This window comes from Heyndrickxia sp. FW510-T9 (assembly GCF_058781025.1).
On sequence record NZ_JBYSWK010000056.1, the window covers coordinates 1 to 25,165 of the forward strand.

Annotated in this window: 26 protein-coding genes; 23 read left to right on the forward strand and 3 right to left on the reverse strand. The window is 30.7% G+C overall.

From position 1 onward, the window contains the following. Nucleotides 1-125 precede the first annotated feature (125 nt). The 20 genes from AC3WJF_RS19695 to AC3WJF_RS19790 all read left to right on the forward strand — a co-directional run bounded on the left by AC3WJF_RS19695 (nt 126) and on the right by AC3WJF_RS19790 (nt 21,258). Entirely contained in the window at nt 126-857 is a 732-nt protein-coding gene (locus AC3WJF_RS19695) for a YveK family protein (protein ID WP_492455265.1), read from the forward strand. After that, nucleotides 847-1,536: a CpsD/CapB family tyrosine-protein kinase gene (locus tag AC3WJF_RS19700; RefSeq protein ID WP_492455267.1), complete on the forward strand. Its 690-nt coding sequence runs from the start codon at nt 847-849 to the stop codon at nt 1,534-1,536. Before AC3WJF_RS19695 ends, AC3WJF_RS19700 begins: the two co-directional genes overlap by 11 nt. Before the next feature lie 43 nt (nt 1,537-1,579). After that, nucleotides 1,580-2,344, forward strand: a complete 765-nt coding sequence (locus AC3WJF_RS19705) for a tyrosine-protein phosphatase (protein WP_492455269.1) — start codon at nt 1,580-1,582, stop codon at nt 2,342-2,344. A 62-nt stretch (nt 2,345-2,406) separates the two neighbouring features. Further along, nucleotides 2,407-3,624, forward strand: coding sequence for a glycosyltransferase family 4 protein (locus tag AC3WJF_RS19710; RefSeq protein ID WP_492455271.1), 1,218 nt, complete (start codon nt 2,407-2,409; stop codon nt 3,622-3,624). Nucleotides 3,625-3,640: 16 nt separating this feature from the next. Beyond that, nucleotides 3,641-4,675 (forward strand): polysaccharide biosynthesis protein, encoded by a 1,035-nt coding sequence (locus tag AC3WJF_RS19715; RefSeq protein ID WP_492455273.1) that lies wholly within the window; start codon nt 3,641-3,643, stop codon nt 4,673-4,675. A 70-nt stretch (nt 4,676-4,745) separates the two neighbouring features. Further along, the gene (locus AC3WJF_RS19720) at nt 4,746-5,855 is read left to right on the forward strand and encodes a polysaccharide biosynthesis C-terminal domain-containing protein (RefSeq protein ID WP_492455275.1); all 1,110 of its coding nucleotides are present in this window, start codon (nt 4,746-4,748) and stop codon (nt 5,853-5,855) included. 5 nt (nt 5,856-5,860) lie between these two features. Then, nucleotides 5,861-6,985, forward strand: coding sequence for a non-hydrolyzing UDP-N-acetylglucosamine 2-epimerase (wecB, locus tag AC3WJF_RS19725; protein ID WP_492455276.1), 1,125 nt, complete (start codon nt 5,861-5,863; stop codon nt 6,983-6,985). Continuing rightward, complete coding sequence (locus AC3WJF_RS19730; protein WP_492455278.1) at nt 6,973-8,175, forward strand: glycosyltransferase; 1,203 nt, start codon at nt 6,973-6,975, stop codon at nt 8,173-8,175. The genes wecB and AC3WJF_RS19730 overlap by 13 nt, the downstream gene beginning before the upstream one ends. 29 nt (nt 8,176-8,204) lie before the next feature. Then, nucleotides 8,205-9,320, forward strand: a complete 1,116-nt coding sequence (locus AC3WJF_RS19735; protein ID WP_492455280.1) for a glycosyltransferase — start codon at nt 8,205-8,207, stop codon at nt 9,318-9,320. Between the two features lie 73 nt (nt 9,321-9,393). Beyond that, nucleotides 9,394-10,866: an O-antigen polysaccharide polymerase Wzy gene (wzy, locus tag AC3WJF_RS19740; RefSeq protein WP_492455282.1), complete on the forward strand. Its 1,473-nt coding sequence runs from the start codon at nt 9,394-9,396 to the stop codon at nt 10,864-10,866. A gap of 115 nt (nt 10,867-10,981) precedes the next feature. Continuing rightward, a complete protein-coding gene (locus AC3WJF_RS19745) occupies nt 10,982-11,923 on the forward strand; it encodes a glycosyltransferase (protein ID WP_492455284.1) in 942 nt (313 codons plus the stop codon). A gap of 15 nt (nt 11,924-11,938) precedes the next feature. Next, a complete protein-coding gene (locus AC3WJF_RS19750) occupies nt 11,939-12,457 on the forward strand; it encodes a GNAT family N-acetyltransferase (protein WP_492455286.1) in 519 nt (172 codons plus the stop codon). A 37-nt stretch (nt 12,458-12,494) separates the two neighbouring features. Then, complete coding sequence (gene rfbA / locus AC3WJF_RS19755; RefSeq protein ID WP_492455312.1) at nt 12,495-13,406, forward strand: glucose-1-phosphate thymidylyltransferase RfbA; 912 nt, start codon at nt 12,495-12,497, stop codon at nt 13,404-13,406. After that, the gene (locus AC3WJF_RS19760) at nt 13,363-14,484 is read left to right on the forward strand and encodes a DegT/DnrJ/EryC1/StrS family aminotransferase (protein WP_492455287.1); all 1,122 of its coding nucleotides are present in this window, start codon (nt 13,363-13,365) and stop codon (nt 14,482-14,484) included. Before rfbA ends, AC3WJF_RS19760 begins: the two co-directional genes overlap by 44 nt. Next, a complete protein-coding gene (gene rfbB, locus AC3WJF_RS19765) occupies nt 14,441-15,502 on the forward strand; it encodes a dTDP-glucose 4,6-dehydratase (RefSeq protein WP_492455289.1) in 1,062 nt (353 codons plus the stop codon). Before AC3WJF_RS19760 ends, rfbB begins: the two co-directional genes overlap by 44 nt. Then, entirely contained in the window at nt 15,474-16,982 is a 1,509-nt protein-coding gene (locus AC3WJF_RS19770) for a lipopolysaccharide biosynthesis protein (RefSeq protein ID WP_492455291.1), read from the forward strand. The genes rfbB and AC3WJF_RS19770 overlap by 29 nt, the downstream gene beginning before the upstream one ends. Nucleotides 16,983-17,028: 46 nt before the next feature. Beyond that, nucleotides 17,029-18,315: a phosphotransferase gene (locus AC3WJF_RS19775; protein ID WP_492455293.1), complete on the forward strand. Its 1,287-nt coding sequence runs from the start codon at nt 17,029-17,031 to the stop codon at nt 18,313-18,315. A 30-nt stretch (nt 18,316-18,345) separates the two neighbouring features. Next, nucleotides 18,346-19,047 (forward strand): WbqC family protein, encoded by a 702-nt coding sequence (locus AC3WJF_RS19780; RefSeq protein WP_492455295.1) that lies wholly within the window; start codon nt 18,346-18,348, stop codon nt 19,045-19,047. A gap of 109 nt (nt 19,048-19,156) precedes the next feature. Further along, nucleotides 19,157-20,110, forward strand: a complete 954-nt coding sequence (locus AC3WJF_RS19785) for a beta-1,6-N-acetylglucosaminyltransferase (RefSeq protein ID WP_492455297.1) — start codon at nt 19,157-19,159, stop codon at nt 20,108-20,110. A gap of 86 nt (nt 20,111-20,196) precedes the next feature. After that, nucleotides 20,197-21,258: a GNAT family N-acetyltransferase gene (locus AC3WJF_RS19790; RefSeq protein ID WP_492455298.1), complete on the forward strand. Its 1,062-nt coding sequence runs from the start codon at nt 20,197-20,199 to the stop codon at nt 21,256-21,258. Nucleotides 21,259-21,418: 160 nt separating this feature from the next. On the opposite strand, the gene AC3WJF_RS19795 is transcribed toward AC3WJF_RS19790, so the two are convergent. Together AC3WJF_RS19795 and AC3WJF_RS19800 are read right to left on the reverse strand one after the other, a co-directional pair. Beyond that, on the reverse strand, nt 21,419-22,288 hold the full coding sequence (locus tag AC3WJF_RS19795) for a metallophosphoesterase (RefSeq protein ID WP_492455300.1): 870 nt from the start codon (nt 22,286-22,288) through the stop codon (nt 21,419-21,421). Between the two features lie 259 nt (nt 22,289-22,547). Continuing rightward, on the reverse strand, nt 22,548-22,748 hold the full coding sequence (locus AC3WJF_RS19800) for a methionine aminopeptidase (protein ID WP_492455302.1): 201 nt from the start codon (nt 22,746-22,748) through the stop codon (nt 22,548-22,550). 329 nt (nt 22,749-23,077) lie between these two features. Between AC3WJF_RS19800 and AC3WJF_RS19805 the strand changes: the two genes are divergently transcribed. Both AC3WJF_RS19805 and AC3WJF_RS19810 read left to right on the forward strand, forming a co-directional pair. Beyond that, nucleotides 23,078-23,176 (forward strand): putative holin-like toxin, encoded by a 99-nt coding sequence (locus AC3WJF_RS19805; RefSeq protein ID WP_492455304.1) that lies wholly within the window; start codon nt 23,078-23,080, stop codon nt 23,174-23,176. 334 nt (nt 23,177-23,510) lie between these two features. Beyond that, the gene (locus tag AC3WJF_RS19810; protein WP_492455306.1) at nt 23,511-23,930 is read left to right on the forward strand and encodes a GNAT family N-acetyltransferase; all 420 of its coding nucleotides are present in this window, start codon (nt 23,511-23,513) and stop codon (nt 23,928-23,930) included. A 67-nt stretch (nt 23,931-23,997) separates the two neighbouring features. On the opposite strand, the gene AC3WJF_RS19815 is transcribed toward AC3WJF_RS19810, so the two are convergent. After that, entirely contained in the window at nt 23,998-24,327 is a 330-nt protein-coding gene (locus tag AC3WJF_RS19815; protein WP_492455308.1) for a hypothetical protein, read from the reverse strand. Nucleotides 24,328-24,741: 414 nt separating this feature from the next. Between AC3WJF_RS19815 and AC3WJF_RS19820 the strand changes: the two genes are divergently transcribed. Then, a complete protein-coding gene (locus AC3WJF_RS19820) occupies nt 24,742-25,083 on the forward strand; it encodes a hypothetical protein (protein WP_492455310.1) in 342 nt (113 codons plus the stop codon). Nucleotides 25,084-25,165: the final 82 nt, after the last annotated feature.

Below are 25,165 nucleotides of genomic sequence, written 5' to 3' on the forward strand. Positions count from 1 at the left end.
GATTTTTACTCATATTTAATAGCAACAGGTTAAAATCGGCTTTTGGATTTTATACAAAGTATAAGAAAAGAGCCTATATCAAAAATAATATTAAAAATATTGCAAGTTATTTACGGGAGGAATTTATGGCAAATTCAATAAGTTTAATAGATATTTTAAATTACCTTAGGAAACGATGGAAATTAATTTTTGCTTTGACAATCCTTTCGGTATTAATTAGCGGTTCGATTTCCTTTTTTTTATTAACACCTATTTATCAAGCATCAACGCAAATACTGGTGAATCAGAAAAATTCAGCTAATGGTATTGATATTGCTCAGATGCAAAGCAATGTCACATTGATAAACACATATAGAGAAATTATTAAAAGTCCGATAATACTGGAAAAGGTAATAGACAATCTTCATTTAAAGCAAAGTGTGGATCAACTTAATAGCAATATTTCAATTGACAGCCAAGAGAATTCACAGATATTTTCTTTAACCGTTAGGGATATAAATCCAGGTATGGCGGTTGAAATAGCTAATGCTGTTACAGAAACGTTCCAAAAAGATATAAAGGGAATTATGAACGTTGATAACGTAAGTATTCTTGCAAAAGCAGTACTTAGTAAGAATCCAACTCCCGTAAAGCCAACTCCATCTTTAAATATTGCTATAGGATTTGTACTAGGATTACTAGCAGGAATTGGTTTGGCATTTCTACTAGAATACCTAGACAATACTTTGAAGGATGGGAATGATGTAATAGAACTAATAGGACTTCCGGTTTTAGGAACCATTCCAAATAATTCAAAATTAAAGGGAAAAAAAGGAGCTAGAATACAATCAATGGGAGCTGAATCTCTTGAAACGTAAGAGGAAAAATAAAAGAAAAAATGCTATAAAATTAATTGCCCATAGTTTTCCAAAATCACCAATTACGGAACAATATCGCCTAATTAGAACAAATATACATTTCTCATCTGTGGATAAAGAAATCAAAACAATTCTTGTGACATCACCTGAACCGGCAGATGGAAAGTCAACAACGGCAGCCAATTTAGCAATTGTCCTTTCCCAACAAGGAAAGAGGGTAGTGATCGTTGATGCTGATCTTAGAAAATCCTCCGTTCATTATGCATTTAATGTCAGCAATATGGATGGGTTAACGAGTGTTTTAACTAGAAAAACAGATTTGAACGATACAATTATAAAGTCTTATATCCCAAATCTAGAAATTTTAACAGCTGGACCAGTCCCCCCTAATCCTTCGGAACTATTAAATTCTGAAGCAATGGAAATAGTATTAGCTAAACTTTACGAAAATTATGACTATATTGTTTTTGATTCCCCGCCTGTCCTTGCAGTTTCTGATGCACAAATTTTAGCAAATAAATGTGACGGTGTCGTTTTAGTGATTGCTAGTGGAAAAACTCGCAAAGACCGAGCAATTCATGTAAAAGATTTATTGTTAAAAGCGAAGTCTCATTTGTTAGGAGTGGTGGTAAATGGTGTTGAAACGAAACCAGCTGAATATTATAAGCAATATAAATGATGGACATTGAGTTCATCTATGAAAAGGGGTTTATTATTATTTTATGATCGATTTACATTGTCATATTATACCATATATAGATGACGGTCCCCCACATTATTCAGGATTTATTGGGATGGCGAAAAAAGCTGTAAATAATGGAATAACCCGGGTTTTTGCAACTCCTCACCATTTAAATGGAAGATATGAGAACCCAAAAGCTGTAATTCTAAAGAAAGTAGTAGAATGCAATCAACATTTGCAAATAGAAAAAATACCGCTAACCATTCATTCGGGTCAGGAAATAAGGATTCATCGAGATCTATTATATTCCATAGAGAAGAATGAAGTCCTGACACTTGACGATAAAGGAAAATACTTATTATTGGAACTTCCAACGATGGAACTTCCGTCTTACACACAGGAATTAGTATATGAATTAAAATTAAAAGGGATTACTCCTATTATCGTTCATCCTGAAAGAAATAGAGAAATAATAGAGAATCAGAATTTACTATATGAATTAGTGTCAGAAGGTGCATTGACACAACTTACATCCGGTAGTGTAATTGGCCATTTCGGAAAAAAAATAAAGAGCATTTCGGAGAAGATAATTGAGCATCATTTGGCACATTTCATAGCAACGGATGCACATAACATACGAGCAAGAAGTTTTACACTTCAAGAGGCATATGATTCCATTACAAAACTGTATGGAATTGATTACACATTTTATTTTAAAGAGAATGCAGAATTAATATTTAACGACCAATATCCCCAAATTGAGAAGCCCGAACAAATAAGAAAAAAAATCCTAAGGTTTTTTTAAAAAATACATTTGGTATAAAAATATAAATCTATTTTATCTTGTGTCCAAGCGGGTGGTTGTTCTTGAACGTTTTATTTTTAACCTTATCAAATATGGAAAATGTATATGAAAGAGGAATTTATACAGATCTAGTTAGAGAACTTTCGAATAGAAAAATAAATGTTTATGTTGTTTTCCCAAGAGAAAAGCGAACCAAGTTACCAACAGAATTAAACTCAACAGAAAATATAAAACTATTGAAAGTGAAGACGGGAAACATTACGAAAACCAATTTTATGGAAAAAGGTATATCAACATTAACGATCGAAGGCTATTTTTTAAAGGCTATAAAAAAATATATAGCCGATATTCGATTCGACCTAATTATCTATTCTACCCCGCCAATAACTTTTGAAAGAGTGGTAAAGAACTTAAAAAAAAATTATCAATGTAAGACATATTTAATGTTAAAAGATATATTTCCACAAAATGCGGTAGATATCAATTTGATAAAGAAAGATAGTCTTTTATGGAAATATTTTAGAAAAAAAGAAAAAAAATTATATAAAGTATCAGATAAGATTGGATGTATGTCAAAAGGCAATATTGATTACATATTAAAGCATAATGCTCAAATTGATGACAATAAGGTGGAGTTATTTCCGAATTCTATAAAACCTATTGAAAGAATAGACAGAACTAGACAAGAAAAGAAGATTTCTGCAAAATATAACATTCCAAGCAATTCAACCTTATTCGTGTATGGAGGAAATTTAGGTAAACCACAAGGGATAAGCTTTTTGCTAAAAGTAATCGATAATTTCCACAAAGTTAAAAATAGTCATCTATTGATCGTTGGATCAGGAACTGAATTTGATACAATCAAAAATCATTTAATAACGTATAAACCTAATAATGTTAGTTTATTAAATAATTTACCAAAAGATAAATATGACCAATTACTTGAAATGGCGGATGTGGGGTTAATCTTTTTGGATCACCGATTTACAATACCCAACTTCCCATCGAGATTGACTGCCTATATGGAGTATTCTATTCCGATAATTGCTGCAACAGATAAAAATACGGATTTAAAGGAAATATTAGAAGAATCCAAGTGTGGATTATGGTCCGAAAGTACGGATATTGACTCATTTATTAAACATGCGAGAAGTTTATCAATGGATAAAGAATCTAGAATAAAAATGGGGTTTTACGGAAGGGAATATCTAGAGAAACACTATGATATTCAAAAAAATGTAAACATTCTTACGAAATACCTTCAAGAAAATGATAATTGAGGAAAGAGGTGTAAATATGTTTAAAGAAAAATCTTTACTTATTACTGGAGGAACTGGTTCATTTGGAAACGCAGTAATGGAAAGATTTTTAGATACAGATATAAAGGAAATTCGAATATTTTCTCGTGATGAAAAAAAACAGGATGATATGAGAAAAAAATACAAAAATGAAAAGCTTAAGTTTTATTTAGGAGATGTTAGAGATATAGCCAGTGTAAAAAACGCTCTACATGGTGTAGATTATGTATTCCATGCCGCTGCGTTAAAACAAGTACCATCATGTGAGTTTTTTCCACTTGAAGCGGTTAAAACGAATATTTTAGGTACCGATAATGTTCTTACTGCTTCAATAGAATATGGAATAAAAAAAGTGATATGCCTATCAACTGATAAAGCTGCATACCCCATTAATGCGATGGGGATTTCAAAAGCCATGATGGAGAAAGTATTAGTAGCTAAATCGAAATCAGTTTCTCCGGAGAAAACTCTTATCTGTGGAACTAGATATGGTAATGTAATGGCTTCACGCGGCTCCGTAATTCCATTATTTATTAATCAAATAAAGAATGGTTATCCATTAACCATTACAGATCCGAATATGACTAGATTCCTAATGAGCCTAAATGAGGCAGTGGAACTAGTCATTTTTGCATTTCAACATGCTGAATCGGGAGATATTATGGTTCAGAAAGCTCCAGCTTGTTTAATAGGAGATTTAGCACAAGCGTTAAAAGAATTATTTAATGCCGATAACGAGATTAAAATTATCGGAACCCGACATGGAGAAAAAGTATATGAAACGCTTCTTACGCGTGAGGAATATTTCGTTGCTGAAGATTTAGACAAATTTTTTAGAATACCTGCTGATAATAGAGATCTAAATTATGAAAAGTATTTTACGGTAGGTGACAATAACTTATCAGTAGAAGAAGAGTATAATTCGCATAATACACAAATTTTAACTATTGAACAAATTAAAGAGAAGCTGCTGGAACTAGAATTTGTTCAAAAAGAACTTCAAAATGTAAAGGAAAAAATGGAGACACATTAAGTGTCCGAAGAATGAGTAAAAACTATCTTTAGAGGAATAGGATCTATGATTATAGAAAGGTAGATAATCAATGAATATACTTGTAACTGGCGCGAATGGATTTATTGGAAAAAATCTAATTGCTGAATTAAGAAATAAAGGTTATAAAAACATCTATTTGTTTAATAGAGATACAGATCCGGCAATTTTAGACACTTATACAAAAGATTGTGATTTTGTTTTTCATTTAGCTGGAGTTAATAGACCTAAAGAGGAAAAAGAATTTATGGATGATAATGTTGGTTTAACATTAACATTACTAAATCTTTTAAAAAAGCATCATAATGCATCATCGGTACTTTTTACTTCTTCTATTCAAGCAGAACAGGATAATGGTTATGGTAGGAGCAAGAAAGCATGTGAGGAATTATTGATTTCATATAGTAGTGAAACTGGTGCAAAAGCTCTCATTTACAGATTGCCAAATATTTTTGGGAAATGGAGTAAACCAAATTATAACAGTGTCGTTGCGACATTTTGTTATAACATTGCAAGAAATAAAGAAATTCAAATCCATGATTCCAATAAAGAACTATCATTAACCTATATTGATGATGTTATTTCGGAATTCATAAAGGCAATAGCTGGAAATGAGACTCGAGTTGGGAAATTCTGCGTAGTTCCAGCAATAAATAAGCTTACTTTAGGAGAGTTAGCAGAAAAGCTTTATTCTTTCAAGAATAATAGAGAGTCATTAATTATGCCTTCTTTAGAAAAGGAAATTGACAGATCATTGTACTGTACTTTTCTATCCTATTTACATGAGGATAATTTTTCCTATAAATTGAAGAAAAATTCGGATCAGCGAGGATGGCTGACTGAATTTATGAAGACAAAAACAAACGGTCAAATTTTTATTTCAAAAACAATGCCTGGAATTAAAAGAGGCAATCACTGGCACCATACGAAGGTTGAAAAATTCCTTGTTATACAGGGTGAAGCTGTTATCAAATTTAGAAAGATAGATTCTGATGTTGTAATCGAATATAAAGTAAATGGCGAACAACCTGAGGTAGTTGACATTCCCTCTGGTTATACGCACTCCATAGAAAATATCGGAAATGAAGATGTAATCACATTATTTTGGGCTAGTGAAATCTTTAATCCCGATAAACCGGATACTTATTTCATGGAGGTATAGATATAGTGGAAAAATTAAAGGTAATGACAATTGTCGGGACTAGGCCGGAAATTATTAGATTATCAGAAGTGATAAAAGCATGTGATCGGTATTTTCAACATATTTTAGTTCATACGTGTCAAAATTGGGATTATTCGTTAAATGAAGTTTTTTTTGAAGAATTGGGAGTAAGGCGTCCAGATCATTTTTTAGAAGTGGTCGGGGATGATCTTGGAGAAACAATGGGGAATATCATATCTGCTTCATACAAAATTCTAAAACAAATTCAGCCAGATGCGCTTTTAGTTTTAGGAGATACAAATAGTTGTTTAAGTACGATTGCAGCCAAGCGCTTAAAAATACCTATTTTTCATATGGAAGCGGGAAATCGTTGCTTTGATCAAAATGTGCCAGAAGAAATAAATAGGAAAATCGTCGATCATGTATCTGATGTTAATCTCCCCTATACAGAGCATAGTCGACGTTATTTATTATCAGAGGGTGTACAAAAGGAACATATTTTTGTAACTGGCTCACCTATGACGGAAGTATTAAGTAAGAATATGGACCGTATACATAGCAGCACAGTCCTTCAAAACTTAAATCTTGAGAAAGGAAAATATTTTCTGATATCAGCTCACCGTGAAGAAAATATAGATAATGAAGAAAACTTCTTATCGCTTATGGGTGCTATTAACCATATAGCAGAAAAATATCAATATCCTGTTATATATTCGACACACCCGCGAAGTTGGAACAAGATTGAAGAAAGGGGATTTTCTTTTCATCCTCTAGTTCGTAGGCTAAGACCATTTGGTTTTTTTGATTATAATCAACTGCAATTGAACGCTTTTGCTGTTCTTTCTGACAGTGGCACACTTTCAGAAGAATCGTCTATTTTAGGTTTTCCGGGAATTTTAATTAGAACATCGACTGAAAGACCGGAAGTCCTAGATAAGGGATCTGTAATAATTGGTGGAATAAATGAAGAAGAAATAATACAGGCAGTTGAGTTGAGTCGGACAATGATGGAAAGGGAAGCAAAGACATTGATTGCTAATGATTACATGGACGAAAACGTTTCGATCAAGGTTGTGCGAATTATTCAAAGTTATACAAAAATCATTAATAAAGCGGTTTGGAGGAAGTAATATATATGCGTGTTCTACAGATTAATTCTGTTTGTGGGGTTGGCAGCACAGGTAGAATTGCAACTGATTTAGACACAGAGTTAAAAACTCAAGGATATGAAAGTTTTATTGCTTATGGAAGGGATTCTATAAGCTATAAGAATGCAATTAAAATAGGAACCAAAATAGATAACTATTTCCATGTTTTGAAAAGCAGAATATTTGATAGTCATGGATTTGAATCACGTAAATCAACAATACAGTTTATTGAAAAAATTAAAGACCTTAAACCAGATGTAATACATCTGCATAACCTACATGGATATTACATAAATATTAAACTTCTATTTGATTTCCTAAAATCATCGGATACAAAAATTATTTGGACCCTCCATGATTGTTGGGCATTTACAGGTCACTGTTCCCATTTTGAAAATGTAAATTGTGAAAAATGGAAAACCGGCTGTCATTCATGTCCCCAAAAAACTGGATATCCAGCAAGTTTTCTAATGGACCAATCACATAGAAACTTTCATGAAAAACAAAAGCTTTTTACCGGTCTTAAAAATTTGATCATTGTATCTCCATCTCAATGGCTTTCAAACTTAATAAAACAATCGTTTTTATCGGAGTATCCAATTAAAGTAATTAATAATGGAATAGATTTAGACATTTTTAAACCAATAAAAAGTGATTTTCGAACAAAGTATAATTTAAGAGAAAAATTCATTATTTTGGGAGTAGCTAATATATGGAGTGAAAGTAAAGGATTAAAATTTTTTATTGAATTAGCAAAACAACTTCATCATGATGAAGTTATTTTTTTAGTAGGATTAACCAATAATCAAATAAAAATGTTACCACCTAATGTTATTGGAATAGCAAAAACAAACAATACTTTGGAATTAGCGGAAATGTACTCCTCATCTGATGTATATGTAAATCCTACATTAGTAGATAATTTTCCGACTACTAATTTAGAAGCTTTAGCATCTGGTACACCAGTTATTACTTTTAATACTGGAGGTAGTGTCGAAAGTATTGATAGTAATTGTGGAATTGTAGTAGAAAAGGGGAATATCGATAAATTATATAATGCGATCAAAGAAATAAGAAAGACCAAAATTTCTGAAAGAGAATGTACTGAAAGAGCCAAACGATATGATAAAAGGAACTGTGTACAAAAGTATATAGAGATTTATCAAAATTAATATTCTTTTAGGAGATTAGTGGAATAATAATGCGAAAAAAATTATTATTTATGATTTACCAACTTGTTGGTGGTGGAGCAGAAAAAGTCATGATTGATATCGTAAATCATTTGGATCCGTCGATATATGAAATTACAGTAATGACCATTACGGATTGCTCAAAAGATGCCCATCTATTAAATAAGAATATAAAATATCGGCATATTTTTAGCGGAAAATATAAAGAAGATAGATTATTTTTCAAATTGCTTTATAAGGTAAGTCCAGTATTTTTGCACAAGCTATTTATTACTGAAACATATGATGTAGAAGTAGCCGCTTTAGAAGGAATTCCAGCGAAAATTATAAGCGGCTGTAAAGAAACAAAGACAAAAACAATTTCCGTTATTCACGCAGATGCAAGCAATATGGCTTGGCCATCTAAGCGATATAAAGACTTTACACAAGAGTACGTAAGTTATAACAATTTCGATAGGTTGCTATTTGTCTCAAGAAATACACGAAGAAGCTTTATGGAAAAATTCAATATTGACGAAAGTAAAGGATTGACTATCTTTAATCCTTTTGATTTTCAATATATAAGAAAAAAATCAGAAGAAGTATTATTCGATTATAAAAAAGGGACTGAAACTTTATTTTGCGCAATCGGCCGATTAGATAAAGTGAAAGGTTTTGACAGATTAATTGAAGCATTTTATCGAGTTTATCAAAAGTATCCAAATATAAAATTAATGATTATAGGTGAAGGTAAAGAACACGAAAATATTTACCGAATCATTAAAGAATTAGACCTGCAAAAAAATATTTCCCTTTTGGGATATCGTAGTAACCCGTATAAATACTTAAAAATAGCGGATTGTTATATATGTTCCTCACGTACTGAAGGGTTAAGCTCGACTGTAATCGAAGCAAGGGTACTTGGAGTGCCGATTATTGCAACAGATTGTGGTGGAATGGATGAACTACTAGAAGATTACCAAAAAGGAATAATTGTTCCGAATAATATAGTCGGAATTATATATGGGATGGAACAATTTCTAATGAACATTGATAATTTTAAATTCACCGAGGATCCTTTAGAAAAGAGTAAACTACAAAAATTTACTTTTGAAAATTATTTAGCGGAAATTACAACAATATTGTAATCTTTAAATTTTTCTCAAGAAAATTCACCAATGGAGGGAAATACAATTTCATTAAGGAGAAACGATAAAATTAATGAATACTATTAATAATAATCAATTAGGTTACCAAATAAACAATCTATTTCAATTATTTTTGTTAACTGTCTTTATTATTGTCAATATCATATTAATGGTAATGGCATATTTAGTTCACGGTAATAATTGGATTACATTTTTCTCTATTTTGTCTATTGTGCAATTGGTTGTTAATGTATTTGCGATCAATAAGTTTGGAGAAAATATTTTCTCGCTTCCTGTATTGTTTTTATTTTTTTCTTGGGTTTTTCATTTCGGTAATATAATAATTTTTGGATTGCATTTAAATAATAAATTAACTTTTGATATGTTGAGCCAATCTGAGAATGCAGCGGCTAACGCTTCCGTAATATTTTCTTTTTGTGTGCAATCATTTGTGGCGTTTGGTATTTTTTTAACTTTGATTTTCAAAAAAAATAATGAACTCTTGCTAAATAGTAATATTAAAGATGATCCTGATTATCTGAATCTAATAAGGCGTTTAGGAATCATTTTAATAATAATAGGGGTCGTACCGACATTGTATATTGATGTAGGTAAGATTATTTTATTTTTTAGTTCTGGTTATGTCGCAACCTACTCGCTAGAACAAAATGGGCCGCTTGTTATACTAGCACGATTGTTTAAAGTTGGTATATTTCTGATGATAATTGGTAATAAAAATAAACCTAAGATTGCAACTTCAATATTTCTTTTCATTGTATGCTATCAATTTATCATAATGCTCTCTGGAAACAGAGGACAATCGGTTGTGGAAATTATTGTATTTCTTTATCTTTATACTAATATTATCAATAAAATAAAAATAAAGACAATAATTCCTTATGCTTGTATAGTCTACTTTTTGATTGTCATTTTGAATACTTTAACCGTGTTTAGGCAAGAAAATTCACCAAGTTTTGTTGATTTATGCAATGCTTTTATAGATAGTTTTCAATCATCACCTATTATATTAGTACTAAATGAATTTGGAGGGACATTAGTAACGGTCTATTATTCATTTCTATCTTTTTCAGGGAATGATCATATTCAATATGGTACTAATTACTTACTATCTTTGCTGACTATATTTCCTAATATTGGCGGTATTTTCGATAACATTTATAACAATGCAATATATGTGTCGAATTTTCCGTTATCATTTCAGACCTTTATAGGCGGTTCATATATTGGAGAACTTTACTTTAGTTTTCGGCAAATGGGAATTCCTTTTGCTTTATTTATTGGAATATTCATTTCACTATTTTCCATTAAAATTAAGCACGCAATCATTCAAAAAAAATATATATTACTTTCCATCTATTTAATCATTTTCCCCGATATAATTTGGTGGATTAGAGGGTATTTTGTGGAAATTGTAAGATATCCCATTTGGATTTCATTAATAGTTTATGTAGTATATGATTTCCTAAAAAGAAAATCAAAAAATCAACAGCATAGCATAATACAAACCAGAAACAATATGAGTTAAAAAGGTTATTTTCTTTGTAGAGGTGATCAAAACATTTATGGATATTTTGGTAAGTATTAATTGTTTAACATATAATCATGAAAAATATATTAGCGATGCAATAGAAGGGTTTTTAATGCAAAAAACAAATTTTGCGTATGAAATCCTAATAGGGGAAGATTGTAGTACTGATAAGACAAGGCAAATAATTGAGAAATATTTAGCGGATTTTCCAAATATGATCAAACTTATAACTTCGGATAAAAATGTAGGTTGGCGAAAAAATGAGGAAAGAATTTTTGAAAATTCAAGAGGTAAATACATTGCAATTTGTGAAGGGGATGATTTTTGGATTGATCCGTATAAACTACAAAAACAAGTAGATTATATGGAAAGTCACCCACAATGCAGTATGTGTTTTCATGCTGCCAAAATTGTCAAGGAAAATGGAAATGATATTAATAGATTGCTACGTCCATATTATAAAAGTGGAGTCAGTTTAACGGAGGATATTATTTACGGTGGAGGGGAATTTTGTCCAACTCCATCGCTTTTTTTTCCAAAAAAATTAGCAAAAAATCAACCAGAGTTTTATTTGAAAGCACATGTTGGGGACTATCCAATACAAATGTGGCTTGCAAGTCAAGGATATGCTTATTATATCGATGAATGTATGGCTGCATATCGAACTGGTGTTGAAGGTTCGTGGACGAGTCAAATAATCTCAGGTAGAAATGCTAATGAAAAAGCTATTCAAGTAAGAAAAGATGATATTTCCTTATTGAATGAATTCAATAAATATACAAATTATACATTTGCATATGTGATAGCAAAAACAAAGACAAAGAAGGAATTTGATATTCTATTATTCAGAAATCAAGTAAAAGAAATTAAAAAAAATAAGTATAGATTATTTTATAAAAAATTGAGTAGAAAAGAAAAAGTTAAACTTTATACGAGAGTGTATTTTCCAAAATTATATTTAAAAATGGTGCAAATAAAAAGAAACCTTAATATAAGAACGTCATTTAAAATACCCAGAAATCGTTTTTTTATTATTAAAAAACAAATTAAATGATAGGAGTATTATTTTATGCAAATGAATGCTACTGCTTTTCAAAAATACCAAACTATATTAAAGGAAAGAGGTATTGAATTTAACTTCTTAAAAAAGAGCGATGAAGATTTAACAAGACTAGAGAATATTTTTAAAAAAATGGACTCCATTTTTTTAACACCACAAAAAAACGAAGATGAAATACAATCTTATTCTAAGAAATTAGTGAATAAAGCATATAACTTTATTTTGGCAGATAATCATCGTGATTTTGGCCTACTCTCTATATATGCTAATGATTTTATTAATAAAATTTCATTTATAAATGCGATCGGTATTCTTCCTTCATATCAAAGAAAAAAAATAGCATATATGTTATCAGAATTTGCAATTGAATTTTCAAATGAAATTGGAATGGAATTGATTAAGTTTCATATTAATAAGCATAATTTTAAATCATTAGGTTTAGTAAAAAAATTTAATATTGATTTTGAACAAGAAATTGAAAATGACAAGCTAGTTGCAGTTTTTGATCTGAAGAAAAATCAATCATAACTATATTTCATACTGAATAATTAGGTGGGTGGTAATGTTGAAGGGAATTATTTTAGCAGGTGGGCAAGGTACAAGGCTTTATCCAATTACACATGCTGTTTCAAAACAACTTTTGCCGATTTTTGATAAACCAATGATATTTTATCCATTATCCGTTTTAATGCTTGCAGGAATAAGAGAAATATTAATTATTTCTACACCGAGAGACGTACCCCTTTTTAAGAATTTATTAGGAGATGGTTCAAATTGGGGAATTGAAATAAAATATGCAGAACAAAAACATCCACGTGGTTTAGCGGATGCCTTTATTATTGGAAAAGAATTTATCAGTAATGACACTGTTTGTCTCGTCTTAGGAGATAATCTCTTTTATGGGCAAGGCTTTACCCCTGTATTGAAAAAAGCCGCAACATTAAAGGATGGTGCTTTGGTTTTTGGGTATCAGGTTAAAGACCCGCAACGCTTTGGTGTGGTGGAATTTGATCAGGAGTATAACGCTATATCAATTGAAGAAAAACCATCCCACCCTAAATCTAATTATGCAGTAACTGGATTATACTTTTATGATAACAATGTGGTGAATATCGCTAAAAGTGTAAAACCTTCTCTTAGAGGAGAACTTGAAATAACAGATATTAATAAAGAGTATTTAAACAGAAAAAAATTAAAAGTAGGGCTTCTTGGCCGCGGATTTGCCTGGCTTGATACTGGTACATTTGAAAGTTTCCTGGCTGCTGGCCAATTTGTAGAAACGATTGAAAAACGACAAGGCTATAAAATAGCTTGTTTAGAAGAAATTAGCTATCGGAATAATTGGATTTCTGTTGATGAGGTATTAGCAAGAGCCATGCAATACAAAAATGAATATGGTGAATATTTATATGACTTAGTACAGGGGAGGGCTCATGATGATACCAGTTACACAACCGTTTCTTCCTCCAAAATCTGAGTACGATGAATTAATTTCTGAGCTTTGGAATACAAAATGGTTAACGAATAACGGTTCTTATGTGAAACATTTAGAGACTAAGCTTAAAGGATATTTAAATGTTCCATCTTTATATTATGTAGGAAATGGAACCTTAGCGCTTCAATTGGCCATTAAAACACTTCATGTACAAAATGAGATCATTACTACACCTTTTTCATTTGCTGCAACTACAACGTCCATTTTATGGGAGAACTGCAAGCCAATTTTTGTGGATATTGACCCTAAAACACTTTGTATCGATCCAAATAAAATAGAAGAAGCCATAACGAATAAAACAGAAGCTATTTTAGCAACTCATGTCTACGGAATACCATGTGATGTTGAGAATATTGAAAAAATAGCAAGAAAGTATAATCTTAAAATTATCTATGATGCTGCCCATGCATTTGGAGTTCGCTACAAAGGCAAATCTGTATTACAGTATGGCGATATTGCTACTCTTAGTTTTCATGCTACTAAGTTATTTCATACTGTTGAAGGCGGAGCCATAATCAATAATACAGGTACAGAACATGACCATACAATAGAATTATTAAGAAGTTTTGGGTTTCAGGGTGAAGACTATATTAAAATTGGAATTAATGCAAAAAACTCTGAGTTCCATGCAGCAATGGGATTATGCAATTTAAAATATATTGATGAAATTATGATTAAAAGGAAAAGAATTTCGGAAATGTATAACATTCTTCTAAATAGTAAATTCGACAAGCCCCATATTTCAGATGATATTCAGTATAACTATGCTTATTATCCAGTAATTTTAGAAACGGAAAAGGAGCTTTTACATATTAAAAGACTTTTAGAAAAAAATGAAATTGAAACAAGAAGATATTTTTATCCTTCTTTAAATAATTTACCTTATCTGAATAGTAAAGAAGAATGTCCAATATCAGAAGATATCTCAAAAAGGATTTTATGTTTACCGCTCTTTAGTGAATTGAAAATAGATGATATAGAAAAAATAACGAAATTAATAAATGGGGAGAAAATAAATGAACTTACTTATAACGGGCGGCGCAGGGTTCATCGGATCTAATTTTATTTCATACTTATTAAGTCGTCATGAGCAAATTCAGATTGTAAATTTGGATAAATTAACTTATGCAGGAAATCTTGAAAATCTACAAGAAGTAATGAATGATCCACGCCATACTTTTGTTAAAGGAGACATTTGTAATAAAACACAAGTGGAGGAACTATTCGAAAGATATCAATTTAACGGAGTCATTCATTTTGCTGCAGAGTCACATGTAGATAATTCAATATATAACCCTATTTCTTTTGTAGAGACTAATATAATAGGTACCTTAATTTTACTGGAAGCTGCGCGTAAATTTTGGATGGATGGAGTTCGTTCTTATAAGCAAGGCTTTCTTAATGCAAGGTTTCATCATATCTCTACGGATGAAGTATATGGCAGTTTAGGATTAGATGGTTACTTTACAGAAAAGTCGCCATATTTACCCAATAGTCCTTATTCTGCAAGTAAAGCCTCATCCGATATGTTAGTTCGTAGTTATTACCAAACATATGGTATGAATGTCATTACGACCAATTGTTCCAATAATTATGGGCCAAAACAACACGAGGAAAAATTTATACCAACCATTATACGAAAAGCACTAGCTCTCGAAACTATTCCGATATATGGAACAGGACAGAACGTTCGGGATTGGCTATATGTTCTAGACCATTGTCGTGCTGTTGAAAAGGTATTCTTTGAAGGAAATCCTGGAGAAACATATCTTATTGGCGCTCATAATGAAAAAAAGAATAAAGACATTGCATTAATTATTTGTGAAATTCTTGATAAGCTACAACCAATTCCGAGAAATAAAAAGGGATATACAAGTTATTGTCAATTGATAGAATTCGTGAATGATAGGCCAGGGCATGATTTCAGATATGCAATTGACGATACTAGATTGAGTGAACAATTAGGGTTTCGAACGGAATATGTTTTTGAAAAGGGTATAGAAAAAACAATATTATTTTATTTAAATAAGTTAAAAAAGGAGAATGATCTTGACTACTATACCGGATATGCCAAGTGAAAGCTCTTTAAAGAAAAAGACTATTAAAGGTTTATTCTGGAGCTTTGGAGATTTAATTGCAAACCAAGGAATTCAATTTATTATCCAAATCATATTGGCACGATTATTATTGCCGGAGCATTTCGGTATTATTGGTATGATATTAGTGTTTTTAGCAATTTCAAACTCTCTTGTTGATAGTGGGATTAGTCAAGCGTTGATTCGGGAACAAAATCCGAGTCAAGCCGATTATTCCACTGTTTTTTATTTTAACATGATCGTGTCAGTGGGGATATATGGAGTTTTGTACGTTTTAGCTCCAGATATTAGTTCCTTTTTCCATGAGCCTCAATTGAAATTAATTTTAAGAATACTTTCACTAGGATTGATTATTTCTCCTATAGGAATAATTCAAAGAGCACAAATAATAAAGAAAATAAACTTTAAATTGCAAACAAAAATTAATATTATTGCTGGAGTCTTTTCTGGTGTTTCCGCTATAGTCTTTGCTCTAATGGGGTTCGGTGTTTGGAGCCTTGTAATTAAAATGTTATCTATGCAATGCATTCAATCCGGACTTTTTTGGTTTCTAAATGGTTGGAGACCTTCACTAGTGTTTAAATATGAATCTTTTAAAAGATTGTTCGGATTTGGTGTGAAAATAATGATTGCTGGTTTATTTTCAACTATTTATTCGAACATCTATTATATTTTAATTGGAAGAGTGTATTTGGCTACCCAGCTCGGATATTTTTCGAATGCCTCAAAACTAAATGATGTTGCTTCATCATCAATCACCACTGCATTGCAAAGTGTTACATATCCAGTGTTAAGTAGCATTCAGAATGAAGGAGAAAGGTTAAAATATGGCTTTAAGAAAATTATTAGAATGTCTACTTTTATACACTTTCCGATTATGATTGGGTTAGCAGCTGTTGCAGAACCTCTTATAAGTCTTATATTCGGAGAGAAATGGATGCATATGGTCATTTATTTTCGTCTTCTATGTTTTGCAGGGATGTTATATCCTTTACACGCAATTAATTTGAACATTTTGCAAGTAAAAGGGAAATCGAATTTATATTTATTAATAAGTATCGTTAAAAAAATTAACTTGACAGTTTTTCTGTTTATTGCAGTTTTGCTCAAACTAGGTGTGATTGCTTTAGTTGGAGTTGCAATTATAGATTCCTATATTGCATTCTGGATAAACAGTTATTTTTCTGGCAAAGAAATTGAGTATTCATCAATTGAACAGATAAAAGACGTGATCTTGGTGTACATAATTACAATGGTAATGGGTATTGCTGTATATGTAATGGGATTATTCTTACCCAATATTGATTTGATTAAATTAGTTTTGCAGATTGTATTTGGATGTATAGTATATATTGGTTTATGTAAGTTGACGAGAGTCAAAGAGTTAGACGAAATTTTGAAAGTGATAATACCAATTTTGAAAAAATATCCATCTACGAAAAAAAGGTTAATAAGCAAATAACTTGATAGAAATAAAAAATTTAATTATTAACTGTGAGGAATTCTTTATGGCTATTCTTAGAAAAACTTATGAGATCATAACCCAAGAAGGCTTGATTGCTTTATTTTATAAAATCATCATTTGGAAACAAAACAGGAATTTTGTAAAACTTATGGCCCAAAAACAGTGGGATAAAGCAATTATTATAGGGGAGAAATTAATCCGAATTTTACCTAAGAAAATTGGTTACTATCAGGGCGTAGCTAGATGTTATAAAAAATTAGGTCATGATGAGATAGCTACTAATATATTACAAAAAGGATTAACAATATTAATTGAACCTGTTAAAGTTTTGGAAATTCTTCATGAAAATGATGAAAATGCAACTTGTCTGAAATCAAATTATTTATACATGGGTGGAGAACAAAATTTAGGTTGTATAGAACATACCATACTTGTAAATGGTGAAACACACAATCATTTAACAAAAATATCAACGATAACAGGTTTGGAAAAAGAAAAAATTTTTTATTCTAAAATATATAGACAATATCCGAATTTAAGGGAAATCACACCGGAATTTTTCCATTTTACGGAATTGAATAATGAAAAACTGTCTTTAATTACGATGGAAAAGATTGAAGGAACTGAACCAATACTGAATGAAAATATGATTAAAAAAATAGTAAAAGCAAATCAAATAATATCTTCCAATAAATTTTATCAATTAAAAAATATTATGAAACCAGTTTTCGATAAAGATATCCGATTAGTTTACGATAACTATCCTAACCATCCTATTAGTGTTTTACATTCTTTTGTATCAATCCATAAGAAATCTACTAATCAAAAGCTTTTTTATTTGGTTTTTAAAAGAATGAAAGAAATGAAGTATTCAATAGAATCATATAAATATATGAAAAGACTTGAAAAAGTAATTATTGATATGCAAATGTATGATCTATTGGACACAGAGGTTCATTATTCTTTACAACATGGCGATTTTAATGAAACAAACATGTTAGTAGATAATCAGAGTGGAAAGTTATTTATCATTGATTGGGGAAATATGATGATAGGGCCTTCATGGATGGATATAGCCGGATTTCTAGGGCAACTAAAAAAAACATTCCATTACATAGAGACAAACTATTTATTTGACGATTTAAGTAGTCACCTTGAACCTATAGAAAAGTTGTTTTTCATCTATACTCTTATATTTACGTGGTTTATTGTTTTTACTCAATTTGAATTCGATAATAACTTAGATATGTTTGTTCGCCCAGCTGTTGAATTTGTGGAGAAAATGGGGTTCGAAATTGTTAACCAAGGTTTTATAAATGGAGAAATGTGAAAATAACATTGAGAAAGTTGGAATTTAGAAATGAGTATTGCTATTATGCAGCCATATTTCTTACCTTATATAGGTTATTGGCAATTAATGGACTCCGTTGATCAATTTGTTTTATATGATAATATTCAATTTACAAAGAATAGTTGGATTAGGCGAAATAGATATTTAGTAAATAACAATGACGCATTATTTACATTGCCTATTAAAAAAGATTCGGATTATTTACATGTACGAGATAGATTAATATTCGATTCTTTTTATTTGGAACGAAATAAAATATTGAATCGATTAAAAAGCAGTTACAGAAAGGCTCCGTTTTTTAACAATGCTTTTCCGATAATTGAAAAATGTTTCTTGTATGAAGAGGAAAACCTTTTTAAATTTATCGAACACTCTATTAAAGTGATCTGCGATTATTTAGACATTACTACTCCTATTATTATATCTTCTAATGTAAATATCAATCATTCGCTGACAAAATCAGATAAGGTAATAGCTATTTGTAAAGCTTTGCTCCAAGATACCTATATAAATCCAATAGGTGGACTAGAACTATACAGTAAAGAAGAATTTAATGAACAAGGAATAAAATTAAGTTTCCATCAAACAAAGCATTACATATACAAGCAATTTGATCATAATTTTGTACCTAATTTATCTATTATTGATGTAATGATGTTTAATTCTAACCAGGATATAAAAAGAATGTTAAAAGAATACGAGTTGGTATGAAAAACGAATTTTTCAAATACAATTAATCCGATAATTACTCTAAATGATGTATAGATCTATTTTAATGATTTTCACTTTAGAAATAACGAATTTTTAAGGGGATGTTGTAATGCATTTTATTCCACGTACAGCATTTATTTTACAGATACACAAAAACGGAAATCAAGCAAACAAATTTATTAAACAAATTCTCTCAAATGATCACGCAGACGTGTATGTTCATATTGACAAAAAAAATTATGAACAACTACATACTATGATTCTTAAAAATCCAAGAGTAATAATTTTAAAAGAATGTATAGATGTAACATGGGGTGATATCTCACAGGTAGATGCAACAATACTATTACTTAATGAAGTAATAGCATCTGGAAAGAACTATGATTTCATTTGTTTTAGAAGTGGGCAAGATTTATTAGTGAAAAATGGTTTCAAAGAGTTTTTATTGAATAATAAAAATAAGATATTTATGGATGCTTATTTTGTTGATAGAAAAAAACCACAAGCATCTTTTATTAATATTCGTTGGCCAAAACGGGCAAGACGTTTATATATTAACCCATTTCATCCATGGAGATTATTTAGGAGAACAGTTGCCTGTATATACGGATTTGGTTTAAATATATTACCTAATCCAAATACTTTGCCTGCACACTATTCCATTTATGAAGGATCTAACTGGTTTTGCATTCCTTTCAACGTTTGCCAATATATTTTAGGATTTTTAGACCAGAACAAATGGTTTTATGAAGCGTTTAAAGATAGTTTAGTTCCTGACCAGTTTTTTTTCCAAACACTAATAATGAATTCAACGTATAAAAAAGAGGTAGTCGATAATAATTTAGCATTTATTAAGTTTGGTGATTCGTTAAAAACAAGAAACAATCCTATTACTTTGAGAATGGAACATATAAATGTAATAAGGGATTCGCATCAATATTTTGCAAGAAAATTTGACGAAAATATTGATGACTTAGTAATTGATTATTTTACAAAGATGGTGAACTTCAATATTGCTGATTTTGACTATTACGATGATAAAAAAGCGAATAAATTATGTTAATTTTTATAAAATGTGTGTGGCATCAATTCGTTGGTAATAACGATTCATGATGCCTTTTTTATTTCAAAAAGCGGAGGGATAGAATTTTGGAAAAGCCCAAAACCGATTTAGTTGGATGTGAATTAATTCTCTTACATAAAAAAGACAATTGGAGTAACTATATTGAAAAATTTTCAAATTTAGATATTTATTATTCACAGGAATATGTAAATTTATTTGCTGAAGTAGAAAAAGGAATACCGGAAGCTTGTTACTATGAAAACGAATATGGAAAAGTATTTTATCCTTATATTAAAAGAAAGGTAGAAATAATGGATGGGTATTTTGACATCATAACGCCATATGGTTATGGCGGTCCTGTATTAGAAGGAAAACAAAGTGTTATTCAACAGTTTTATTTCCACTTTAATACTTATTGTTACAACAATAACATTATTACTGAAACCGTTAGATTACATCCTTTACTAAATAATTTTGAATACATAAAGGATGTTATGAATGTAGACTATATTCGAAAAACAACAGCAGTGGACTTAACTCTTTCATTAGATGAAATCAGAAAAAAATATACATCTAATAATAGAAGAAATATACGGAAAGCAATAAGTGATGGAGTATACGTTCAAGTATCAGAAAATAAAGAGGACATTGAAGCTTTTAAGAATATATATTTTGAGACAATGGATCGTAATAATGCTTTAAGTTTTTATTACTTTGATAAAACATATTTTTATAATCAATTGAAAGATACCTTATTAAGCAAACCGTATCTTCTACTAGCAAAGTATCAAGAACAAATTATAGGTGGTGTATTGTTAATAATCGGAAAAGATTTTGCTCATTATCACTTAGGTGCTTCAAAAACAGATTATTTATATCTAAGACCTAATAACCTTCTATTCGATTATATGGTGGAGCTATCCAAATCTTTCGGAGTGAAAGCATTACATTTAGGAGGAGGATACAAAGAAAACGATAGTCTATTTAAATTTAAAACTTCTTATTCGAATAATTTTAACTTTAATTATTATATTGGAAAAAATATATTTAATAATAATATTTATAATAAATTATCCCAAATGGTCTCGAATAGTAAATTACAGGACGTCGATAACAATTATTTCCCTTTATATCGAAAGCTAAAGTAAATATTCATATGATATTGTCAGTAGGTTAGGAAGTATTGTAAGTATATATATAGTGGAATTGGACGACTATAAATTTTTTTTGCAAAAATAGAGAAACTCAAACAGTTTATTAATGAAGAATGCTAATGTTTTTATATTGTAGTTTTGATTATTACAATTTTTATTGAGTCAAGGTAATCACTGAAATCTCCGGACGACAATCAAACCGAAAAGGGAGGTATGTCGTCCCTATCCCCCTATTAACGTATAGTTTGATATCAGAATCCTTGAAAGTTATTAACCCCTCAATATATTTTTTAGCTCCTTCTGGTGTAAATAACGCCCCAATAAAAGGAACACGAATTTGTCCGCCATGACTATGACCGGATAATTGCAGATGAATCGGGTATTGTGAGGCTACATCAGCTAAATCAGGCTCATGTGCTAATAAAATGGTAAATTGATTTTCCGGAATTCCTTGAACTGCCTTTGGAATATCGGATCCGCCGCCAAACATATCGTCAGTACCTGCCACGTATATTTTTTCACCCATTAGGTTAATAGATCTATGATCATTTTGCAAAAACACAAATCCGCTTTGTTTTAAACCGTCCGCAACATCCTGTTGTTTACTAACCCTGTAGTCGTGATTGCCAAATATAGAAATCTTTCCTAATGGTGCGTGCAATTGCTGTAATATTGGAATCGCCTTTTCTAATATATCTGTACTGTCCTCTACTAAATCACCAGTAAAACAAATTAAATCAGGTTTTAACCTATTAATATGATTCACGATTTTTTGGAGATGATCAATATCAAAAAATGTGCCTAAATGCAAATCACTGAAATGAACAATCCTTGTTCCTGAAAAAGAGGGAGGAAGTTGTGGAAAGGAAAGCTGAATTTTATTAATATCCAGCCAAAAACGTTCGAAAAAAAACGAATAGAGAGGAGCAGAGACAAAAGATGCAACTAAAAGTGATCCTCCTAGTTTTAAAAATTTGCGTCTGCTTATATTAGTTATATCTGTTTTTGTCACAACTCTATTCATCGCATCCATCCCAATCATAAGTTTTTTCACTTTTCGCAATAGATATATTTTACCATAAAAAATAGAAAAAGAGATAATGGGGATGCCATTACCTCTTAATTTATATTTTTGTTAACACTATCCCAATGAAAGCTGCTATGGCCCAGCTATTTGATAAGATCTTAACGATTCCTTACAAATGCAGCAACCAGATAATACCATGACAAGACAGTATAAGCTAACAATACTGCCAAAACCCAATCCTTAGTTCAACCGTCCATTATTCTATTTCTGGAGACCAATCGGAATATAGCCCTGTCCCATTACATCCTGGACAATCTATTGGTGCTGTATAGGCACTAAAAGCAGGGATAAAGCCTCTGCCACTACAATCAGGGCATTTTCCTAATGACTCCATTGTAGAACGATGCTTCTCATATCTTTCTGCACGCCAATTAGAGAATGCATTTAATATTCCCATCCTATCACCTCCACATATGAAGAATAAAAGGTTTAAAGTTTTACCCATTATTTAGTATCTCCAATAGTCTTGTTTTTATAATATTTGGAATGATAGTCTATTATGCGGGTGTAAATGGTCATAAAAAATGTCAGCAAAATCAATAGTTTTTAAGCAAATTTATTCAGCTTTATTTATGGAGAAGGCTAATATATATAGACAAGTAGGTATAATGAATTATTTTTGTAAGAATTTTCCGAAAACTGTTGGTGAATGTGCTATAATCTAGCTAACACAGTTGGCAGGGTGGGGGAGTGGTTACTTCCTTTTTTCGAGAGGGGGGATCACTGTTGATTACGACTTACCAGGCGTTGTCGTTAATGATTATGTTTGGATCTTTGATATTAACAGTGATATCGGTTGTTCTTTCTATTAATAAAAAGAAATAACCCACCCTGCATGCCAAAGTTTGGGTAGGTTACACGTTTTGAATGGACCACTATTCAACTTGCGGTAGGCTGTGTAAGGAACCGTGGTTCGGTGCCACAGTTCCTTTTTTTTATTTTTCTTTAAACTCATTATATACAAAGAAATATCTATATTCAAACGAACATACATTACTGTATTCTTATTTTAATTACAATTATCTGGACTAACACATGCAGGCAAGGGATGTATATGTTTTCCGACTTGTGTTCACTTTGCTGTTATTAGGAACACTAAAAGCATTTCAAGCAGAACAGTCGACAATTAATTCACTCACAGAAAATTAAGGAGATCAATATGAATTTTATTTTTCAAGAAGATTTATCAAATGTAGATTGGGAAGAAATGAAGCATGTATATCAATCCGTAGGGTGGAACAAGCATACGGAGGAAATGATTCAAACAGTTTTTCAAGCAAGCAATGCTGTCGTCATTATAAAAATGGAAAAACAAATTGTCGGCTTTGGCAGAGCACTTTCAGATGGGGTATTTAATGCTGCCATTTATGACGTTGTCGTTCATAATGATCACCAAGGGAAGGGGATTGCAAAACAAATCATAGCTCATTTATTAAAAAAATTGGACAACATCTCTTGTATCCATTTAATATCTACAACGGGTAATGAGGAATTTTATAGAAAAATGGGCTTCAAAAAATTAAAAACTGGTATGGCACAGTATTTGAATCCAACCCTTGATCGAGAATATTTAGAGTAAATCGATGAAAATATTATAAGGGTTTCAAAAGAAAAAATTTTCTTTTCTTAAAAACCCTTTAGTGTAGTTATTTTCTGCGTATATCTATTAAATGATCATCCTTATACCTTATTTTTACTTTTTCCCCAATTTGGAAGTTTAGAAAAGTATTGCAATCCATTTCAAATATTTTGCCATTCTCAAATTCCATTGCACAAGTTTCACTATTAGATTTAGTAGGTATTGACACTTTTTTCTTTGTTTTGCTACCAGTGAGTTTTTCACCTGGTTTGGAAGCATAATACTTCTCTATTATTTTTACCTTTTCATATGTCGAAATAGGATGATAGAAAAATAGACCTATTAAACAACCAATTAATAATACTAACATGAAACATTTTATTAAAATGCGTATCATTTAATTCTCCTTTTTTAAAATGTTAGTCGCGATCCTTTACTGCGATACCCTCAAAAAGGCTTTTCATAAGAGTCTTCTAACAGTATATTTTTCACAGACAACTTTGTTTGTAGTTTTGCGGAAAGAATCAAGCTATATAAAAGTAAATTTTATGCACAACATTTTTAGCGTTTATCACAAATGTATGGAACAAAACTATGATTTATGAATGTATTTCCTAATCTTTACCCCACATTCTGTAATTTTAATAAATTTTTTGAAACTTTTTCCTAGTTTGGAAAGTCTAATATAATGAGATAATTTATTGTTAGAAAATTAAGTTCAAATAATTTGGATTGTCTATTTAATATTCCGTTGTCTAGTTTATATAAGGCATGAATTTTCAAAGAAATCGCAGGCGCGTAGGGGGATTACATGAATAAAAAGGTTTTGTTGTTTACTTTTTTCATCAGTTTCGTCTTAGTCTTATTATCTCCACTCATATTTCCAGTTAAAGTGACTACTTTTAGTCAGCTGAAGGCATTAAGATTTGGTTTTCCATTTCCATTTATAGAGCAAACAAGCACGTTCATACCTGATCGGAAGGACTTTCCACTATCATTAACATTACTTAATCCAATGGAAAATGTTACTCAAATCTTAATTGGCAATCTTGCTCTGTCTATTATTAATGTAATGGTAGTTTATTTAGTTTGCTGGTATTGTATAAAAATAATCATGATGAAAGGGAAAAAGGTTGTAAGGTCAAAAAATTAAGGTATTGTTTCATTTACTCTAAAAAAATAAAAAATTCTTGAAAATAGAACATATATACTGTATGATTAAATAAACTGAAGAG

What these genes read in the sequence shown, in the direction of transcription:
- AC3WJF_RS19695 (WP_492455265.1), top strand. Translation starts at nt 126, where the DNA reads ATGGCAAATTCAATAAGTTTAATAGATATTTTAAATTACCTTAGGAAA.
- AC3WJF_RS19705 (WP_492455269.1), top strand. Translation starts at nt 1,580, where the DNA reads ATGATCGATTTACATTGTCATATTATACCATATATAGATGACGGTCCC.
- AC3WJF_RS19715 (WP_492455273.1), top strand. Translation starts at nt 3,641, where the DNA reads ATGTTTAAAGAAAAATCTTTACTTATTACTGGAGGAACTGGTTCATTT.
- AC3WJF_RS19720 (WP_492455275.1), top strand. Translation starts at nt 4,746, where the DNA reads ATGAATATACTTGTAACTGGCGCGAATGGATTTATTGGAAAAAATCTA.
- AC3WJF_RS19735 (WP_492455280.1), top strand. Translation starts at nt 8,205, where the DNA reads ATGCGAAAAAAATTATTATTTATGATTTACCAACTTGTTGGTGGTGGA.
- wzy (WP_492455282.1), top strand. Translation starts at nt 9,394, where the DNA reads ATGAATACTATTAATAATAATCAATTAGGTTACCAAATAAACAATCTA.
- AC3WJF_RS19745 (WP_492455284.1), top strand. Translation starts at nt 10,982, where the DNA reads ATGCAAAAAACAAATTTTGCGTATGAAATCCTAATAGGGGAAGATTGT.
- AC3WJF_RS19750 (WP_492455286.1), top strand. Translation starts at nt 11,939, where the DNA reads ATGCAAATGAATGCTACTGCTTTTCAAAAATACCAAACTATATTAAAG.
- AC3WJF_RS19760 (WP_492455287.1), top strand. Translation starts at nt 13,363, where the DNA reads ATGATGATACCAGTTACACAACCGTTTCTTCCTCCAAAATCTGAGTAC.
- rfbB (WP_492455289.1), top strand. Translation starts at nt 14,441, where the DNA reads ATGAACTTACTTATAACGGGCGGCGCAGGGTTCATCGGATCTAATTTT.
- AC3WJF_RS19775 (WP_492455293.1), top strand. Translation starts at nt 17,029, where the DNA reads ATGGCTATTCTTAGAAAAACTTATGAGATCATAACCCAAGAAGGCTTG.
- AC3WJF_RS19780 (WP_492455295.1), top strand. Translation starts at nt 18,346, where the DNA reads ATGAGTATTGCTATTATGCAGCCATATTTCTTACCTTATATAGGTTAT.
- AC3WJF_RS19785 (WP_492455297.1), top strand. Translation starts at nt 19,157, where the DNA reads ATGCATTTTATTCCACGTACAGCATTTATTTTACAGATACACAAAAAC.
- AC3WJF_RS19795 (WP_492455300.1), bottom strand. Translation starts at nt 22,288, where the DNA reads ATGAATAGAGTTGTGACAAAAACAGATATAACTAATATAAGCAGACGC.
- AC3WJF_RS19800 (WP_492455302.1), bottom strand. Translation starts at nt 22,748, where the DNA reads ATGGGAATATTAAATGCATTCTCTAATTGGCGTGCAGAAAGATATGAG.
- AC3WJF_RS19810 (WP_492455306.1), top strand. Translation starts at nt 23,511, where the DNA reads ATGAATTTTATTTTTCAAGAAGATTTATCAAATGTAGATTGGGAAGAA.
- AC3WJF_RS19815 (WP_492455308.1), bottom strand. Translation starts at nt 24,327, where the DNA reads ATGATACGCATTTTAATAAAATGTTTCATGTTAGTATTATTAATTGGT.
- AC3WJF_RS19820 (WP_492455310.1), top strand. Translation starts at nt 24,742, where the DNA reads ATGAATAAAAAGGTTTTGTTGTTTACTTTTTTCATCAGTTTCGTCTTA.